The sequence below is a fragment of the Paenibacillus sp. SRL342 genome (genome assembly GCF_984798905.1).
The window spans coordinates 4,833,918-4,852,004 of sequence record NZ_OZ481790.1 but is presented as its reverse complement, the minus strand read 5'-3'; the positions used below and the strand labels follow the sequence as shown (position 1 = coordinate 4,852,004).

The 18,087-nt window shown below is 46.0% G+C and carries 18 protein-coding genes and 1 tRNA gene; 16 read left to right on the top strand and 3 right to left on the bottom strand.

The genetic code is table 11. The features are described 5' to 3' along the window. Window positions 1-62 precede the first annotated feature (62 nt). Window positions 63-545, top strand: coding sequence for a NucA/NucB deoxyribonuclease domain-containing protein (locus tag AC4E8D_RS21375; protein WP_449004869.1), 483 nt, complete (start codon window positions 63-65; stop codon window positions 543-545). 193 nt (window positions 546-738) lie between these two features. On the opposite strand, the gene AC4E8D_RS21370 is transcribed toward AC4E8D_RS21375, so the two are convergent. Then, window positions 739-963, bottom strand: a complete 225-nt coding sequence (locus AC4E8D_RS21370; RefSeq protein ID WP_017687353.1) for a hypothetical protein — start codon at window positions 961-963, stop codon at window positions 739-741. A 207-nt stretch (window positions 964-1,170) separates the two neighbouring features. Between AC4E8D_RS21370 and AC4E8D_RS21365 the strand changes: the two genes are divergently transcribed. From AC4E8D_RS21365 to AC4E8D_RS21355, 3 genes are all read left to right on the top strand, one after another. Next, window positions 1,171-1,620, top strand: coding sequence for a general stress protein (locus AC4E8D_RS21365; protein WP_253501886.1), 450 nt, complete (start codon window positions 1,171-1,173; stop codon window positions 1,618-1,620). Between the two features lie 236 nt (window positions 1,621-1,856). Continuing rightward, window positions 1,857-1,942, top strand: a tRNA-Leu gene (locus tag AC4E8D_RS21360). A gap of 276 nt (window positions 1,943-2,218) precedes the next feature. Then, window positions 2,219-5,140, top strand: coding sequence for an insulinase family protein (locus AC4E8D_RS21355; RefSeq protein ID WP_449004868.1), 2,922 nt, complete (start codon window positions 2,219-2,221; stop codon window positions 5,138-5,140). 154 nt (window positions 5,141-5,294) lie between these two features. Here the strand turns inward: AC4E8D_RS21355 and AC4E8D_RS21350 are convergent, their stop codons facing one another. Beyond that, entirely contained in the window at window positions 5,295-6,002 is a 708-nt protein-coding gene (locus AC4E8D_RS21350; protein WP_221825411.1) for a helix-turn-helix domain-containing protein, read from the bottom strand. A 248-nt stretch (window positions 6,003-6,250) separates the two neighbouring features. On the opposite strand from AC4E8D_RS21350, the gene AC4E8D_RS21345 reads away from it, so the two are divergent. From AC4E8D_RS21345 to AC4E8D_RS21325, 5 genes are all read left to right on the top strand, one after another. After that, window positions 6,251-7,471, top strand: a complete 1,221-nt coding sequence (locus AC4E8D_RS21345; protein ID WP_339177901.1) for a MalY/PatB family protein — start codon at window positions 6,251-6,253, stop codon at window positions 7,469-7,471. 240 nt (window positions 7,472-7,711) lie between these two features. Further along, on the top strand, window positions 7,712-8,380 hold the full coding sequence (gene ung, locus AC4E8D_RS21340) for a uracil-DNA glycosylase (protein WP_339177899.1): 669 nt from the start codon (window positions 7,712-7,714) through the stop codon (window positions 8,378-8,380). A 19-nt stretch (window positions 8,381-8,399) separates the two neighbouring features. Then, window positions 8,400-8,819, top strand: coding sequence for a hypothetical protein (locus tag AC4E8D_RS21335; RefSeq protein ID WP_017687369.1), 420 nt, complete (start codon window positions 8,400-8,402; stop codon window positions 8,817-8,819). 231 nt (window positions 8,820-9,050) lie between these two features. Beyond that, window positions 9,051-9,635: an LOG family protein gene (locus tag AC4E8D_RS21330; protein WP_339177898.1), complete on the top strand. Its 585-nt coding sequence runs from the start codon at window positions 9,051-9,053 to the stop codon at window positions 9,633-9,635. 120 nt (window positions 9,636-9,755) lie between these two features. Next, the gene (locus AC4E8D_RS21325; RefSeq protein WP_255319930.1) at window positions 9,756-9,884 is read left to right on the top strand and encodes a hypothetical protein; all 129 of its coding nucleotides are present in this window, start codon (window positions 9,756-9,758) and stop codon (window positions 9,882-9,884) included. 219 nt (window positions 9,885-10,103) lie between these two features. On the opposite strand, the gene AC4E8D_RS21320 is transcribed toward AC4E8D_RS21325, so the two are convergent. After that, entirely contained in the window at window positions 10,104-10,370 is a 267-nt protein-coding gene (locus AC4E8D_RS21320; protein ID WP_076211469.1) for a hypothetical protein, read from the bottom strand. 230 nt (window positions 10,371-10,600) lie between these two features. On the opposite strand from AC4E8D_RS21320, the gene AC4E8D_RS21315 reads away from it, so the two are divergent. From AC4E8D_RS21315 to AC4E8D_RS21285, 7 genes are all read left to right on the top strand, one after another. Next, the gene (locus AC4E8D_RS21315) at window positions 10,601-11,338 is read left to right on the top strand and encodes a glycerophosphodiester phosphodiesterase (RefSeq protein WP_405118000.1); all 738 of its coding nucleotides are present in this window, start codon (window positions 10,601-10,603) and stop codon (window positions 11,336-11,338) included. Between the two features lie 278 nt (window positions 11,339-11,616). Continuing rightward, the gene (locus tag AC4E8D_RS21310) at window positions 11,617-12,672 is read left to right on the top strand and encodes a FecCD family ABC transporter permease (protein ID WP_036614761.1); all 1,056 of its coding nucleotides are present in this window, start codon (window positions 11,617-11,619) and stop codon (window positions 12,670-12,672) included. Between the two features lie 2 nt (window positions 12,673-12,674). Next, complete coding sequence (locus AC4E8D_RS21305; protein WP_074095819.1) at window positions 12,675-13,706, top strand: FecCD family ABC transporter permease; 1,032 nt, start codon at window positions 12,675-12,677, stop codon at window positions 13,704-13,706. A gap of 44 nt (window positions 13,707-13,750) precedes the next feature. Next, window positions 13,751-15,466, top strand: coding sequence for an ABC transporter ATP-binding protein (locus AC4E8D_RS21300; protein ID WP_076250814.1), 1,716 nt, complete (start codon window positions 13,751-13,753; stop codon window positions 15,464-15,466). Between the two features lie 235 nt (window positions 15,467-15,701). After that, window positions 15,702-16,031 carry a hypothetical protein gene (locus tag AC4E8D_RS21295; RefSeq protein WP_449004867.1) on the top strand — a complete coding sequence of 110 codons (330 nt, stop codon included), beginning with the start codon at window positions 15,702-15,704 and terminating at the stop codon, window positions 16,029-16,031. Window positions 16,032-16,156: 125 nt separating this feature from the next. After that, window positions 16,157-16,738 (top strand): DUF3221 domain-containing protein, encoded by a 582-nt coding sequence (locus tag AC4E8D_RS21290; RefSeq protein WP_221825394.1) that lies wholly within the window; start codon window positions 16,157-16,159, stop codon window positions 16,736-16,738. 178 nt (window positions 16,739-16,916) lie between these two features. Then, window positions 16,917-18,002, top strand: a complete 1,086-nt coding sequence (locus AC4E8D_RS21285) for a DUF3626 domain-containing protein (RefSeq protein ID WP_221825393.1) — start codon at window positions 16,917-16,919, stop codon at window positions 18,000-18,002. Window positions 18,003-18,087 lie beyond the last annotated feature (85 nt).

Here is an 18,087-nt window from a genome sequence, read left to right as displayed (position 1 = left end):
CTGTATTGTTTTACGAACGGGCGTTCTGGTATAATGCAAGTGGTGAATGGGGGAGACACAGCATGAGTAAGAGACGCACAAGACGAAAACGCAAAGGTAAGCAAGGCTTCAAAAAGCAGGTACTGACGTTGGTAGCGATGCTGCTGGTAGCCCTTTATGCCTGGGCTGGGGGAGAATGGCCGGAGGAGATACCATCTCCATTCGGTGGGACTAACAAGAGTGTAGACCATACCATTACGTTCCCTTCAGAGCGCTATCCCGAAACGGCCAACCATATTAAGGCTGCCATCAAGGCTGGGCATTCGGATGTATGCACCATTGATCGTAGTGGAGCAGAAGGGAATCGGGATTTGTCACTTAAGGGTGTTCCGGTCAAAAAAGGTAAGGATCGTGACGAGTGGCCCATGGCGATGTGCGCTGAGGGAGGAACAGGTGCAGATATCCAGTACATTACCCCGAAAGATAATCGTGGTGCAGGTTCATGGGTAGGGAATCAGTTAAGTACATATCCGGATGGAACACGAGTGAAGTTTGTAGTGAAGTAACAACAGGATAGGTCGGGCAGAAACAAGGATAGTCAGGCCTTTGTTGTGAGGTCAGTGGTAGCGTGGTACAGGATAAGTAGAAGAGAAAAACCAGACGTGCATGCGTCTGGTTTTTTGGTATAAAGTGCTGGCATCAATAGATCTAGTTAACGTATTTATACGGGAACTGGAGTTTCAAGGATTACAGAGCCGACTAAACGAGTTGCATTCCGCTTAAATGATGAGACCGGATGCTTAACAGACGCGTAACATGTTCCACCTCATCAAACGGTATCCACAGACTTCCGTGAACCGTACGTAAGGAGAGAATGGATGTATCAGCGGTACGCTCAGGAAATCCGGTTACCGTCTGACCGCTTGTATTACGAACCATGATCTGTTGTTTGCGCCGGATGGCAATTTCTACCTCTTTTTTCATAAGTCATTGCTCCTGATTATGAGATGTTAAATCCATATGTCAATGTTTTCAATGGTTAATTTGTCTTCTTTATCTAGTCTATCAGAACTAGGTATAGATTTCCAGAAGAGAAATCAACAATCTTCTAGGTGATTTGTCTTAGCTGTGGATGATCCGTTTTTGAATGCGGATTACGGGGTTATATTAGGGTAAAAGGAGGGGAACGGAATGACACAATTGATTATTGGGCTGGCCCGTACCGAGAACGAGGCTATAATTATGCTGAATCAAGTGAAAGAGGAAGGCATCAAGGATAAATATTTGGGAGCGGTGGCGAAGGAGCAGCTTAATCTGGAGCTGGTGAGCGAAAAGACGGGGCTGCCCAAACCTTTGAAGGGTGCCGGAACAGATGGTGCCTTTGGCGCTCTGAAAGGCATATTGGCTGGTCTGGGGAAGCGGATGGATCAGACGATGTCGATCGGAAATGCAGTGCGTAGACTCGCTGGTAATGAGATTGGGAGTGAGACCGATGATTTGGTGCTTACACTGACTGAAGCGGGAATCTCGGAAGAGGATGCGCGGTATTACGAAGATTGGCTGTTAAAGGACCATATCTTGGTTATCGTGGAGTGCAGTGAGGAAGAAGCGGCTCGTGTTCGACCTATTTTACTTTTTTAGTTTAATTTAAGGCTGATTTTAGGTTTCTTTAATGTTGGGGAGGTATTCTTATTTCACACCTCCCTTAATATAGATTGGTTTACCGGAAGTCCGGGACCGCAACTCGGACTTTCTAGGCACTGTGAGCTGACGCTTGCAGTGCCTGTTTCATTTTTTTTATTATTTTTAATAAAAGTGTTGCAAAGTTAATTAGTTCATGGTAAGATATTTCTTGTCGCCAAGAAATACATAATCCTGCCGGGGTGGCGGAATTGGCAGACGCACAGGACTTAAAATCCTGCGGTAGGTGACTACCGTACCGGTTCGATCCCGGTCCTCGGCATCTTAAAAAGAAAGATCGTATGACGCTTGTTAACCAAGCTGCATGCGATCTTTCTTTATGTTCATTAATATCAATGTCACTTCATTGCTGACCACTTCACCATGCAGTTCATAAACATAAACCCTGCATAATACATATCAGAAGGACATTCACCTGACTTTTATGAAGAGACGGAACAATGGTGTATACTATCCATAGGCATATATTACCTTTACCTTGCTGAACGATAAGTCACAAAACCAATAAAACAATCTTATGGACGGAGGACTCAAGTTTATGTTGAAACAGCTTAAGCCATACAAGGTGTTACAGGAGCGCAGAATCGAAGAACTGAAATCGGATGCGTATCTGTTGGAACACCAGAAATCCGGGGCCAAAATTGTACTTTTGTCCAATCAGGACGACAACAAAGTATTCAGTATCGGTTTCCGCACACCTCCGGAAGATGATACAGGGGTAGCCCATATCCTCGAACACTCCGTGCTCTGTGGGTCCAAGAAATTTCCGGCCAAGGATTCTTTTGTTGAGTTGCTGAAAGGTTCATTGAATACATTCCTTAACGCCATGACGTATCCCGATAAGACGATCTATCCGATCGCGAGTCGTAATGATCATGACTTCCATAACCTGATGGATATATATCTGGATGCGGTATTAAATACAAATATTTATGAGAATGAAAAGATATTTTTACAAGAGGGCTGGAACTACAACCTGACCTCTGCAGATGATGAATTAACCTACAACGGAGTTGTATATAACGAGATGAAGGGTGCCTTTTCTTCACCGGAACGAATGGTGCGCAGAGAAGTGCTGAACTCCCTTTTCCCGGATACCACATACTCCTCCGAGTCTGGCGGATTCCCGGAAGCTATCCTGGATCTGACCTATCAGGGGCTGCTGGATTTCCACACGAGATACTACCATCCTTCCAACAGTTACATCTATCTCTACGGGGATATGGATATGGAAGAGAAGCTGCAATGGCTGGATGAGAACTATCTGAGTGCATATGATCGCATCGAGATTGATTCGGCCATTCAACTTCAACCTGCCTTTGCAGAACGGGTAGACACGGTTAAGACTTACTCTGCGGGAAGTACGGAATCGGAAGTGGATAACAGCTTCTTGACCTATAACGCGGTGATCGGCACAAGTCTGGACAAGGAACTGAACATTTCATTCCAAATTTTGTTATATGCACTGCTGAACGCTCCGGGAGCGGTATTGAAACAGGCTTTGCTGGATAAAGGAATCGCGAAGGACGTCTACGGTTCGTATGATGACAGCCTGTATCAACCTGTATTCACTGTGGGATTGAAGAAGAGCAATCTGTCTAGCAAAGAGGATTTCCTGGGAACGGTCCAAGAAGTGCTCGAGCGTGTGGTAAAAGAAGGTTTTGATCCTAAAGCGCTGCTTGCTGGAATTAACTCGTATGAGTTCAATCACAGAGAAGCGGACTATGGCAGAATGCCGAAAGGCCTGATCTACGGATTCTCCTCCCTGCAAAGTTGGTTGTACGATGAAGATGCACCTTTCACCCATTTAGAGGCCAATGACGTATTTGCTGAACTGCGGACAAAAATGAACGAAGGTTACTTCGAGCAACTCATTGCGAAGTATATATTACAGAACACACATACTTCCTTTGTAGCGCTTACCCCGGATAAGGGGCTGAACTCACGCAAGGAGGAAGCGTTGAAAGAACGTCTGAAAACCATTCAGGCCGGTCTTAGTGAGGAAGAAGTCCAGACGTTGATTCAGAAAACAGAAGCGCTCGCCGAGTATCAGAATACACCTTCAACCAAAGAGCAGCAGCAGGTCATTCCGACGTTATCGATTGAAGATATTGAACAGAAGGCCTCTACGTTGCATCAAACGGTGAACCAGGTCGACGGAACAACCATTCTTCATCATAACCTCTACACCAACGGAATTGGTTATCTGAGACTGCTGTTTGATATCAAAGAAGTGCCACGTCATCTCCTGCCGTATGCAGGGTTGCTCAAGAATGTATTGGGTTACGTGGATACTCAAAACTACTCGTTCAATGAACTGTCCAATGAAATCCATATCCATTCGGGTGGTATTCATAGCGGGATAGGATCTTATGCTAACGCGCATAAGCACAATGAATTCAAGGCGACCTATGAGTTCAACGCAAAAGTGTTGTATGACAAGCTTGGATTTGCCTTTGATATGATCAAAGAAATCGTGTTCACGTCCCAATTTGATAATTCGAAGCGGTTATATGAGATCATCTCCCAAATGAAAGGTAATCTGCAACGTAATCTGATCAATAGCGGACATTCGGCGGGAATTGGTCGGTCTTCGTCCAAACATTCAGCGGTTGCGGATTTCAGAGAAGCTGTGAGTGGCATTGCCTTTTACCAGTGGCTTGAGGATCTTCAAGCGAACTTTGAGGCGAGAAAAGAAGAGTTATCTTCCAGCCTGCAAGAGTTGACGGGGTATATTTTCAGACCAGAGAACTTGCTTGTTAGTTATACTGCCGATGAACAGGGATATGAGGGACTGGAGCAACAGGTATCCGATCTGAAAGCGAAGCTGTTCACACATGAGGTTGCCAAGGAAGAGTTTACGTTCACACCTGCAACTCATAAGGAAGGATTCCGTTCCCCGTCAGAGGTGCAGTACGTGGTGCAAACGGGCAATTATATCGACAATGGATATCAATACACCGGTTCACTTCGGGTCTTGCAGGGAATCCTGTCTCTGGATTACTTGTGGACCAATATCCGCGCCAAAGGCGGAGCTTATGGCTGTATGTCAGGCTTCAGACGGAACGGAGACAGCTACGTTGCATCGTATCGTGATCCAAATCTCGATAAAACGTACAAAATATATGAAGAGATACCGCAATATTTGACCGATTTCCGGGCAGACGAGCGGGAAATGACGCGTTATATCATTGGTGCGATTCAGGATCTCGATACGCCGAGAACGCCTTATGGAGAAGGAGCTTTCTCCCTGGAGTGTTATCTGTCAAATGTGACTGAAGCGGATCTGCAACAGGAACGTGACGAAGTGTTAAGCACAAAGGAAAGCGACATTATCGGTTTTGCTGAGCTTTTATCGGCTATACTTGAACAGCAACAGCGCTGCGTGATCGGTAATGAGAACAAGATTGAGGAACAGAAGCAAATGTTTGACGAGACGCTGGATTTAATTAAAAACTAAGCGTTAGTCTCGTTTATTCCACGATCCAATAAGCGTCAAAGCAAAAGGCACTTTTATGAGAGCTGGTTTCAACAGCTTATAGAAGTGCCTTTTCTAATGGGGAGGAACTGTCTCCATCCCATATGATATGAGAATGTGTGACGCGCTGCGTTGTTCAAGTGACAGCGAGCATGTTGTATATTTTCAAGGTCCGCAGATCTTCCTTTGAGATTTTTAATTCATTATATAACTCCTGATTCTCGGGCAGCGGGGTTCTGGAGAATAACATTTTTAGCGCGATCGGCATGAAAGGTCTGAAGGAGACACCCGCCATCAGTCCCCACTTTTTCTCCGATTCCTGAAAAGACGCCAAAATATTAATATATAGGTTTTCCAGCGGCGTGGCCTGATTTTTCAAAATCAGGGTGGTGAGTGTGTCATAATGCTCGGTGTGGCCCCAATACATATTCTCGCACTCTTGATAGTTCTCAAAATCCTTCACATTCATATACATCACGGTGCGATAACGGTTGGCATCCGATTGAGCCATCATGTCAATGACACAACGAATGAGACTGTTGTTACGCCCATCATAGAAGTAGGAATAGAAACGGGTGGAGTTCTTGAAAAAGCTGGAAGGGACCGCATTCATCAGGGGAGAAGCATGTCTTGGCTCTTGGTACAAGAGTTGCTCCACCTGGATGTTGAGTGCGTTCGCAATGTGATGTAACGTCACCAGATCGAGTGTAATATCTCCGCTCTCATATTTGGACAGCGTGCCCTTGCTCTTGAAGATCTGATCCGCAAGCTGTTGAATGGTCATTCCCCGCCACTTCCGAAAGTTTCGTATTTTCTTGCCAACTTCCTGATTGATATTGTTCATAAACGGTTCTCCTTATGCAATGTTTCTTGAGAGTACGTGAAAATGATGAAAGTCATCATAAAAATGATGTTATATGAGAAATATATCACTTTTTCGTCGAAATACCTATTCTGGAGAAACAATTAACTTCATTTGTTTCGTCAGGATAGATTGTATTGCATTTGATGCAATTCCAGCGTCATGGAATAATGGATGTAATACGACATGAAACGACAATGAAATGTTGAGCAGACAGAGGAGCAGAAGCTATGAAATATAACTTTGATGAGATTATAGACCGCACAGGTACAAATGCTATGAATACGGATGGTTTCCGTCAATATATTTTTAAAGCCACAGAGGACATGACTTTTCCATTCAAGGATGAAGAATTTATTCGCATGTGGATTGCAGATATGGAATTTGCCACACCTCCCGAGATTCTGGATGCAGTTAAGGATCGTCTGGATCGTAGAATCATGGGTTACTCCCAAGTATTCGATCCCGCATACTACGAAGCTGTCTCCAATTGGATGAAAAGATACTATGACTGGTCCTTCGCGAAGGAGCATTTGGAGACCTCAAACGGGATCATTCCCGCTTTATATGAATTGGTGGAATATCTCTGTCAATCGGATGAGAAAGTACTGATCGTGACCCCGTCTTATGGTTTCTTCAAGTCAGCTGCGGAGCATAACAATCTTGAACTGGTCTGTTCGGATATGATCAATGAGCAGGGGCATTACTCGATTGATTTTGAGGATTTTGAAGCCAAAGCGAAGGATGAGAAGGTAAGGGTATGTATTTTCTGCAATCCCCATAATCCGTCTGGACGTGTCTGGACAACGGAGGAGCTGCAACGTGTGGGTGAAATCTGCCTGAGGAACAACGTATGGGTCATTTCGGATGAAATTCACTGTGATCTGCTGCGGACAGGCAAAAAACATACGCCACTCGCAAAGCTGTTCCCGGATACGGATCGAATCATTACATGTATGTCTCCGAGCAAAACATTCAACATGGCTGGTCTGATGTTCTCCAATGTCATCATTCCGAATAATGAACTTCGAGACATCTGGCAGGCACGCCATTATGGTTTCAAAAACCCACTGAGCATCGCTGCCACTCAAGCGGCTTACGAAACGGGTGATGAATGGCTGAAACAATTAAAAGGTTATCTAGACGCCAATTTCGCCTGTGTTGAACAGTATTTGAAGCAGCATCTGCCACGGGCTGTTTTTCACATCCCGGAAGCCACGTATCTGGCCTGGATTGATATCTCGGCATATGCTCCCCATAATGTAAGCTTACCATTATTCTTCGCTGAGCAAGCGGGTGTATTGCTCGAAGATGGTCATATGTTTGTAGCCAATGGTGAGGGTTGTATTCGGTTGAATCTGGCTTGTCCCCGTTCTGTCCTTCAGGAAGGGTTACGGAGAATTAGCAGTGTGCTTGTGAAAGAAGTCGAAGAGGTGCCCGTTCAAGTATAAATCATCAAGTCATCACGCAACAGCGAGGTGACTTTTTTGGATTGAGTATACTGAATGTAGCAAGAATACGATTTATTTCGAGGTGGACCTATACCTGATGCGCAATTCTGGTCTGCTGTCCCCGGTTATGTTAAAATGGTGGATAGTCTATGAGTTGCATGACATGCGGCTCTCAGAAGGAAGAGCCCAGTAGTTGGGCTGAACGAAACTGCATTCATCAGGGGAAAGGAGCCTATACATATGTTTGGAAACGATTGGGACAAGGTGCTTCAGGAAGAGACGGAAGCCGAATATTTTAACAAGATTCGTTACACTCTCGCCGCCGAGTACAAAACGCAGACGGTCTTTCCGCCCAAAGAAGACCTGTTCTCGGCACTGAAGCTGACGCCGTATCATCAGGTTAAGGCCGTTATTATTGGTCAGGACCCTTATCACGGAGCAGGACAGGCTCATGGATTAAGCTTTTCGGTTAGACCGGGAGTGCGTGTACCGCCTTCTCTGAAAAATATATATAAGGAACTTCATGCCGATCTGGACCTGCCGATTCCGAATCATGGATCTCTGGTTCATTGGGCACAACAGGGAGTCCTGCTATTAAATGCTGTTCTGACGGTTCGTGAAGGTCAGCCGAACTCCCATCAGGCACTGGGATGGCAGACGTTTACGGATGCGGTCATTCGCGCGTTGAATGAGCGTTCAGAGCCAATGGTATTTATGCTATGGGGCAGTCATGCCCAGAAGAAAGGTTCTTTTATTAACAGGGACAAGCACCTTGTACTGGAGTCTACACATCCCAGTCCGCTGGCTGCGCATCGTGGATTCCTCGGCAGTCGTCCCTTTTCCAAAGCCAATGACTTCTTGACCTCCAAAGGTATTGAACCGATCGATTGGAAGATACCTGAAAACTAGACAGATGGAGGTGAGAACATTGCGACATTGGATAGGACGAAAAGTAGCGGTATATCGTGCAACAGGCATACGGGAGCCATTGAAGGGAACGCTGGTCGAGTGGGATGAAGAAGCGGAATGTGTACGGATCGGACCGAAACGGATTAAGGTATCGTTTGACAATATCGCAATGATCAGACCTCTTCCCGAAGAGAGTCTTCCCTTAAAGAAAGCACGTTCTGAAGTACACAAGGTTGGATATGTGATGAAAAAGGCGATTCAGTTCGAAAATGCGATCTATTTCAAGTCACAGGTTATGATCTGGCGCCGGGCCAAAATTGTAGCGTTATCCACGACGATTCTGCGTCATGACGAGGATCAGGTTGAACTTGCAGATGGTCGGGTTCTTCGTAAAGACAAGCATATGTTTGTTGTACGTTCACGCCGTGGGATACGTTAGTTATACGAAGATTTAATATTCATTTCATGCAAAGATCATACGGATTTAATGTTCGGTCTGTATATTAGGTAATAACAACCCCTTCTAAATTGATGTGTATTGAAATGGGAGCCCGGCCGGCTGCAAACGGTCGGTTTTTTTTTGTCCATTGATTCTGTTAACCTATTGTACATACCCATTACATTCATGTTGTATACTATTAAAATAGATCACGAGAAGGAGTGAAACCCAATGAAACGTATAGCTGTTTTTGCAGGCTCCAATCCGGGAAATCACCCCGAATATACAGAGAAGGCTGTTCAACTGGGCAAACAGATTGCTGATAGTGGTTATGCACTGGTCTATGGTGGTTCTTGCATGGGCTTGATGGGTGCAGTAGCCGATGCTGCTCTTGAGCGAGGGGGAGAGGTTATCGGGGTTATGCCTACCGGATTGTTCCGGGGCGAGGTTGTTCATGGAGGGCTCACACAACTGATTGAAGTGGGAACCATGCATGAACGGAAGGCTACGATGGCTGAATTATCCGATGGATTCATTGCACTTCCCGGAGGCATGGGTACATTTGAAGAACTATTCGAGGTACTGTGTTGGGCACAGATCGGTATTCATCGTAAGCCTGTTGGCTTATTAAATGTCAATGGATATTATGGACCGCTGATGAAGATGGTAGAACATAGCGTACAGGAAGGGTTCTCCAACAATTCGCATCTCAGTCTGTGGAGTCTGGAATCTGATCCGGCTGAACTGATCAAACAAATGTCATCCTATATTCCTGCAGAGCTGACTCAGAAGTGGTCACAACTCAACGGGAAATGAGTGTATAAGAAGACGGGCCTGTATCCAATCGTTCCTCGGGAGAATTTTCGATCTGCCCAAGCAAGTTGCGCTATTGGACATAGTCTATAGTGTACTTCGATGAAGAGGGGAGTGTCACTGATGAGCGAACTCAAAGGTACAGGTTACGGATATTGCGGAGGCTTCGGTGGTGGAGCATGGACATCAACAGGTGCAATTTTGGTATTGTTCATTCTGTTGGTTATTATCTCTCGCACATTCATTCTGTAATTCGGTCAGTATCCCGGGACGGGGATTAAGCTGCAGAGGCAGCGCCCCAATAACAAATGACCTTTCCAAAGAGACGCCGGTATATGCTGGCGTTTCAGGGGAACGGTTTTTTGACGTTTTCAGCATACGTTGAGTATTTGAAAAAGCAAAAACCTGCCCCTGAATAAGGTCAGAAGCAGGAGAGAGCCTCCTGAGCCATTAGCTGTGCAACAAGCAGCTTTACACCACAACAGCAGTTTGATCCGGATTACTTAACGATTTCCAGGCGATATATAGCCCGATGGCGGCTGCAATTAAGGAGAGTATTGCTGCAACAATAGCCAGCTGATCCAGTGTGTTGGGTGAACTGGAGTTAAGAGAACGCTGATTAGCCGTCTTGCCAGATTTGTTTTTGATATGGACAGATGCTCTAGAATGCCTGGAAGCCGACTGTAACTGGGATGTGTGAGGACGCGTAGGTATCGATTTTTTCTTTGAGGGATTCAATAGTCAACCTCCTTATAACGGAGTTCAGTGCTTCCATCGTTCATACTATGTTATGTCGATTTTCAGATTGAGTTCGCAAAAATGAGTGAATCCCCAGCCCGTTGATGTTCAACCCGGTCGCTAGTATTAGCGAAGCAGGTAACCCATTATACGCTCTGTTAATACAGGTCTAACAAACCGTGTTTATAGTAAGGATCATAGAACGAAGCTTGAACACAGGAGGCGCTGGAATGAGGAACATGGAGATTATTGCCCACCGCGGTGCATCTGCCGTATGCCCGGAGAATACGATGAGCGCTTTTGAACGAAGTCTGGAGCTTGGAGCGACAGGGATCGAAACCGATGTGCAGATGACGAGTGATGGCAGACTGGTACTGATTCATGATGAGACGTTAAGTCGAACTGGTGGCACAGAAGGCTGGGTTAAAGATACGACTTACGATCAATTGCGCACAAGGGATGCCGGCTCCTGGTTCCATGCTGATTTTACCGGGGAACGTATTCCTTCTCTGGAGGAGTTATTCAAGCTGGTACAGGGGAAAGGAACCCTGCTTAATCTGGAATTGAAAAATGGTATTGTGAGCTATAAGGGGATGGAAGAGAAGGTTATACAAGCGATCCGGGACTGGAATCTGGAGCAACAGGTCGTGCTGTCCAGCTTCAATCATACTTCCCTCGTGAGATGTAAACGTCTTGCCCCGGAGATTCGTACAGCACTTCTATATATGGAAAAGTTGTACCGTCCTTATGATTATGCCGCCAAACTCGAAGCTTCCGGCCTTCATCCCTACAAGCTGGCGGTCACACAAGAAGATGTTGCTGCTGCACTGGCACATGGCGTTGTTACCTACCCATTTACGGTGAATGATCCTGCCGAGATGCAGGCCTTGATTGACATGGGTGTGCAAGGGATCATTACTGATGTTCCGGATGTCCTGGCATCCTTACTTACGGTACATGTCCGTTAAACGAGTCTATATTTTACATGTTCTACATATGCAATGATAAGGCTGTGTTCGAGCTTTTTGGCTCCTGCGCAGCCTTTTTGCGTGTAAAATTGTGTGCAAATCTTCATATATGCAATAAACATGTCCTATTTGTCCATTGCCAGAGCCCGTGGATTCACTTACAATGGTCTATGGGAATGAGAATCAATATCAATATCATTAAAGTTCGGTATTTATAGAGAGGTGATTGTTATGTACATAGGTTTGAGCAGCTCCACTCATAACGAGGGTGGGCGCGTATGAGTTCACAAGCTTCACCAGAAAAACATAATCCGGATTCACCCACAGCGAAGATACACACTCGTCCGTGGGCGGCCACACTTATTCTTACAGGGGGAGTTTTGCTACTCGCTCTGGGTATGGCGTTGTCCATTTCTTTTGGCGCTGCTGATATTAAGCTTAGTGTAGTCTGGAAGGCCATCTTTGACTTCAATCCTGAGCTGACTCCACATCAGATCATATGGGAGATTCGGTTGCCACGTATTCTTGGAGGAGCAATGGTAGGTGCATGTTTCGCTGTAGCTGGGGCGATCATGCAGGGCATGACTCGTAACCCGCTGGCCGATTCAGGTCTGCTTGGGTTGAATGCGGGAGCTGGATTTGCACTTGCAGTTTGTTTTGCCTTCTTCCCTGGCTTGCCATTTATGTATATCATCATGTATTCCTTCCTTGGTGCGGGGCTTGGTGTCCTGTTGGTGTATGGTTTTGGTGCAGCTTCCAAATCAGGCCTTACACCACTACGCCTTGTACTTGCAGGTGCGGCTGTATCAGCGATGTTGTCGGCACTCAGTGAAGGGATTGCATTATATTTCAGGATTGGACAAGATCTGGCTTTCTGGACGGCCGGTGGTGTAGCCGGAACGAAGTGGTCTCAACTTGAGGTCATGTTCCCATGGGTACTCGCGGCACTGATCGCAGGTCTTCTCATCTCCCGTTCCATTACTCTGCTTAGTCTCGGAGAAGATATTGCGGTGGGCTTGGGGCAACGTACTGGGCTGATCAAGCTCATAGGCCTAATTGTTGTACTGATTCTCGCGGGTACAGCTGTGTCCGTGGTGGGTGCGGTCGGTTTTGTTGGACTCATTATTCCCCATCTTACGCGTAAGCTGGTTGGGGTCGATTATCGCTGGATTATTCCATGTTCCGCTGTGATGGGCAGTCTGTTGCTTGTATTTGCGGATCTGGCTGCACGTATGATTAACCCGCCGTACGAGACGCCAATTGGCGCATTGGTTGCCCTCATCGGGGTACCATTCTTCCTGTATCTGGCGCGTAAAGAAAGGAGGACTCTGTAACGATGGAATCCTCAACAATAGTTGGAGCAGAGCGCAAGAAGAGAACCAAGAGTACGATTGTCCTCATTGTGCTTGCCCTATTAATTATTACGGCTTTTGTGGTGAGCATGAACACAGGTTTTACCAAGCTTTCGCCGCTTGAGGTGATGCGAACCCTATTTGGTGGAGGCACGGCGAAACAGGAATTGATCCTGTTTGAATTCCGTCTGCCACGTATTGTGATTTCGGTGCTGGTCGGGGCCGGACTTGCGTTATCTGGTTGTATTTTGCAGGGAGTATCTCGGAATGCGTTGGCAGATCCGGGGATCCTCGGGATTAATGCAGGTGCTGGTCTGGTCGTCATGTTATTTGTTTCCTTTTTCCCGACAACGACAGCAGCGCCGGTATTTCTTTTGCCAATTCTGGCCCTGATCGGTTCCGGTTTTGCTGCATTTCTGATCTACATTCTCTCTTACAAAAAAGGAGAGGGCATCCTGCCTACGCGTATGCTGCTTACAGGGATCGGGGTAGCGGCGGGAATCAGTTCTGCCATGATCGTGCTTACGTTACGGCTTAGTCCGGAAAAATATCAATTTGTAGCTACCTGGATGGCAGGCAGCATCTGGGGTTCGAACTGGAAATTTGTAACGGCATTGTTACCGTTTCTTATTATTCTTGTCCCGCTTGTTCTGTATAAGGCACGTGTACTGAACGTGTTGAATCTGGGTGACCAGACAGCAAGTGGACTCGGGACTCCGGTTGAGCGTGAGCGACTGATTTTGCTTGCGGCTGCGGTAGGACTTGCCGGCTCATGTGTATCTGTGAGTGGGGGGATTGGTTTTGTTGGTCTGATCGGACCGCATTTGGCACGTCGTTTGGTGGGTCCAAAACATCAATTCCTGTTACCTGCATCTGCACTGATCGGTTCATTGCTTGTACTGGTTGCAGATACGCTGGGTCGTGTCATCCTGCAGCCTTCGGAGATTCCTGCGGGGATCCTGGTTGCCATTATTGGTGCGCCATACTTCCTGTATCTCTTAAGCAAGACGAAATAGAACGTAATCATCGTTGTGTGATTGCATAAGGAGGACTTCAGTCCATGCTTCGCCGTTTCTTTGCCTATTACAGGCCTTACAAAAAGCTCTTTATTCTTGACTTTAGCTGTGCGATTCTGGTCGCGCTGCTTGAACTGGCTTTTCCACTGGCGGTCAACCGGGTAGTCGATGATCTGCTGCCAGGCGGCCGCTGGGACTGGATTCTATGGGCGTGTCTGGCATTGCTCGGCATCTACCTCCTGAATTCATTCCTGAACTTCGTGGTTACCTATTGGGGACACAAGCTGGGTATTAACATCGAGACGGATATGCGTAAAAGTCTGTTTAATCATGTGCAGAAGTTATCGTTCCGTTTCTTCGATAATACGAAAACAGGACACCTCGTGTCCCGCATGACTAACGATCTGATGGATATCGGTGAGATTGCCCATCATGGTCCAGAGGATGTATTTATCGCGGTCATGACGCTAATTGGTGCATTCAGTATCATGATGAGCATTAATGGAAATCTGGCGGTGTTAACCTTTATCATCGTACCGTTGATTATTTATCTGTCACTCTACTTTGGTAGCAAAATGTCCAAGGCATTCAGCCGAATGTTCGGTGATATTGCGGACTTCAATGCTCGCGTAGAGAACAATATTACAGGTATCCGTGTTGTTCAGGCTTTTGCTAATGAAGAGCATGAAAAAGCACAATTCGCTGTGAACAACGGTCGTTTCCGTCAGACCAAACTAATCGCATACAAAATCATGGCCTGGAACTCTTCTGTCAGTTATATGCTGATGAAGCTGGTATCCCTCTTTGTCTTGGTATGCGGAACATGGTTTGTCATTCAAGGCAGTATGACCTACGGTCAGTTCATTGCATTTATTATGTTATCCAATGTGTTCTTGACACCGATCCAGAAGATCAACTCGGTTATTGAGACGTATCCCAAAGGGATTGCAGGCTTCAAACGTTATACGGAGTTGCTTGATATGGAACCGGATGTGGAAGATCGTCCAGGAGCCGTTACGGTATCCCATTTGCGTGGGGATATCCGTTATGAGCAAGTGACCTTTGGTTATTCCGATCAGGAACCTGTTCTCAAAGGTATCGATCTAAACGTACGTGCAGGTGAAACTGTAGCGCTTGTCGGTCCATCGGGGGCAGGTAAAACAACGCTATGCAGTCTGCTGCCGCGGTTCTATGATGTGCTGGAAGGTCGCATCACGATCGATGGGCAGGAGATACAGGATATGACACTAGACTCGTTGCGTAGTCATATCGGAATTGTACAACAGGACGTGTTCCTCTTCGATGGAAGCATTCGGGAGAACATTGCCTATGGCAAGCTGGATGCATCCGAAGAAGAAATCTGGATGGCCGCCAGACGTGCTCAGATGGAACCTTTGATTCAATCCATGCCGGAAGGATTGGATACGTTAATTGGTGAACGTGGTGTGAAGCTGTCCGGTGGACAGAAACAGCGTTTGTCTATTGCCCGTATGTTCCTGAAAAACCCACCAATTCTGATCCTGGACGAAGCCACATCCGCGCTGGATACAGAAACGGAAGCGGCGATTCAGCAATCCCTTGCTGAGCTGTCCGAGGGTCGGACCACACTGGTTATTGCTCACCGATTGGCTACGATCAAAAATGCAGACCGCATTATTGTCGTTGCTGAACAAGGGATTACGGAGCAGGGACGGCATGAAGAATTACTCGCAGCAGGTGGGGTGTACAGCCGCCTTCACTATGCGCAGTTTGGCGCGTAACCTATTCAATGTGGATGTAACAATGTAAATACGAGAAGTAACGCCATCGTTCTTGACTTGGAAGGAGTCAGGACGGTGGTGTTTTTTCTTTTTCATGATTAGCGTATGGGTTGGTCGGGAGTGCTGCAGCATAGACTGTCTGTGATCATGGATATGGAAACGGGTAATATAGTAAAGAGAACGCTTAACGTGTAAGATATGTTCATCATCTTGCAAGATATAGGAGGTACACGATATGCAGTTGAACGATATGTTGAAAATTCTTATAACCTGTCTATTATTTATTCTGATTTGGTGGCTACTAACTCAAGGGATTCGCAAACTTTCCAGTACTCGTGCGGGGTCCGGTTTCCAACGCTGGGGTGGATGGTCCATTGGACTTTTCATTATTGGTGCTGTGCCACTCGGTTTTTCGCTATACACAGAGATCTTTGATGAGCGCCTGGATGCTAACATCGGGTTGGGGCTTGCCATGCTGTTTGTTTGGGCTTATTGTGTGATCTTGTTGTGTGCGGCGTTGGTGATCTGGGGCAGGTACGTATACAAAAGGGATATGAAGAAGTGAATATTTGGTTTGATCGTGCTGAGCCCGTCAGGAAGTTAAGGGTGAGCTGACAGCTGTATTTGTAACAATAAACTGATATGGAACGTTAAATTTAGAAAGAGGTGTTATTAAAGGGGGATTTACATATGTCCAACCTTCGTCGAGTCCTCATATTGCTCTCAATCCTAATCGTATGCCTTACGGGATGTTCAGGACATATCGAGTGCAACTCTGTGCAGACTCAAGCGAATGCACCAAGTGAAGATGGATTCACTGGTTATGTGGTTGAACGCAAAGACAATTCCATTCTTGTGGTTGATCCCGCATATGAGGATTTCAGTGCAAACGGAGGAGGAAATCGGTATTATCCGGCAAAATGGTTCTCCAATGCGCCTGATCCGCAGATCGGCTCCTATGTTGAAATCTGGACGGATGGAGGCCCGGAAAATCAACCCTATCCTGGGCAGGCCAGAGCAGAAAAGATAGCCGTATCTTGTCCAGTGGCACCGGATGGTGCGCACATGACGGATGCGGATGCGATTCGTAGCGGACTTCTTTCACCTGATGCAGAGAACATCCGTGTTCCAGTCATTGAGGACAAGCGGTTTGATGCAGATTCAGGGACATGGACCCTTCTTATGCGAGATGCGATGACAGCGAATGAAGGGCAAGTAGTTCATGTGACCGTGAAGGATGAGGAGAAAGTTAAGACACAAGGCGGAGAATAAGGGGTTCATAGCTTTATGATGGTGGAGAAGCGCGTGTTGCACAAGATATGATTCAAATTGAAAGAAGTGACACGGATTGATTCATTGTAAGCTATCATGATTTTTGAACCGCCTGTAAGTTCACTTACTGTCCATCATGTATTATGATTCTATAAAAAGGGAAAGGACTCCTCTGCCCATGGAACTATCAAGGTCTCAGCAATTAGCTCAAGAGCATGTAACCCATTATGCAAGAAGCCGCAAAAATGAAGCGGAGCAAACCATTAGGGAAATCCTTCGTATGTCCAACATCGAGCTGAAGACATTTGAAAAAGCTATCAATAAACTAAAATCTCATGCAAGTATTGCGCTACACTTTCACCCAGATCGATTAGATCCGACCATGAAAAGCGTTGCTGAAGCACTACTTGAGCAGGGAGTTTATAAAAGTCAGTTTGAGACTTTCTTATCAAATGGAAGTGTCTCCGCATTTTCAGGCGGTGAACGTGACGTTTGGGAGAATAAAATGTTTGGCGGAGCGTACCAAATAAATGGCTCAACCAATAGCGAACGGCCCAAGTATGGGGCACTCAATGTTATGTTACATCCCGATGGACCTGCTCCGCGTTTTGGATCATGTTACTTCCTTTTATCCACTGAGGTCTCTCAACGTAGCACGTATACATATTTGGATTCTCACCAAGACCCCGAGGAAAAGGGAACGTATGAGGAATTTGACCTCGTTTTGGCTGCTCTTATGAGGGATGTATTTTATAGTGATTTTGCCATTGGTGAAAGAAATCTAACGGTTCAAAAGTTAATCGATCATATGCTCGTCAATCTTGAGAAACCATTCCAAAATCCATCCAACCAAGAGCCAAACCGAAATCTGGACCATTATATCGAAGCTCAGGTTCATGGTGATATTTCCCTTGAAAAAGATGTAAAGATGCTTGTTGCCGACCCATCATTTAAAGGCACCCATACAGGAAGAATCTTAGAGCAGATATGTTTAAAGTATTCAATTGATCTCCACTGGCACATGGGCTTTACACTATTGGTTGATGAAGTTCCTATGGATTTTCGAGGTCCTTCGATGCCTTCACTAGCCAAGAGAATTGCAAAAAGTGATTTGATTGATGCAAATACCATTGGTTCTGCAGCTATGGACTTGAAACGAAACCCAAGCCATTGGAGCGATAGAGAAACCTACAAAGAAGTTCTACAAGAGTTAAAATTACTCTGGCATGTCTTAGTGAGATATGGAAAGCCAATGGAAGAGTGAAATAGTACTCTAACGACCTTAAGCGCCTAGCCGTTCAAGGTTGTTTTTTTATCATTCAAACGGATTACTGACTATAAATTTATCT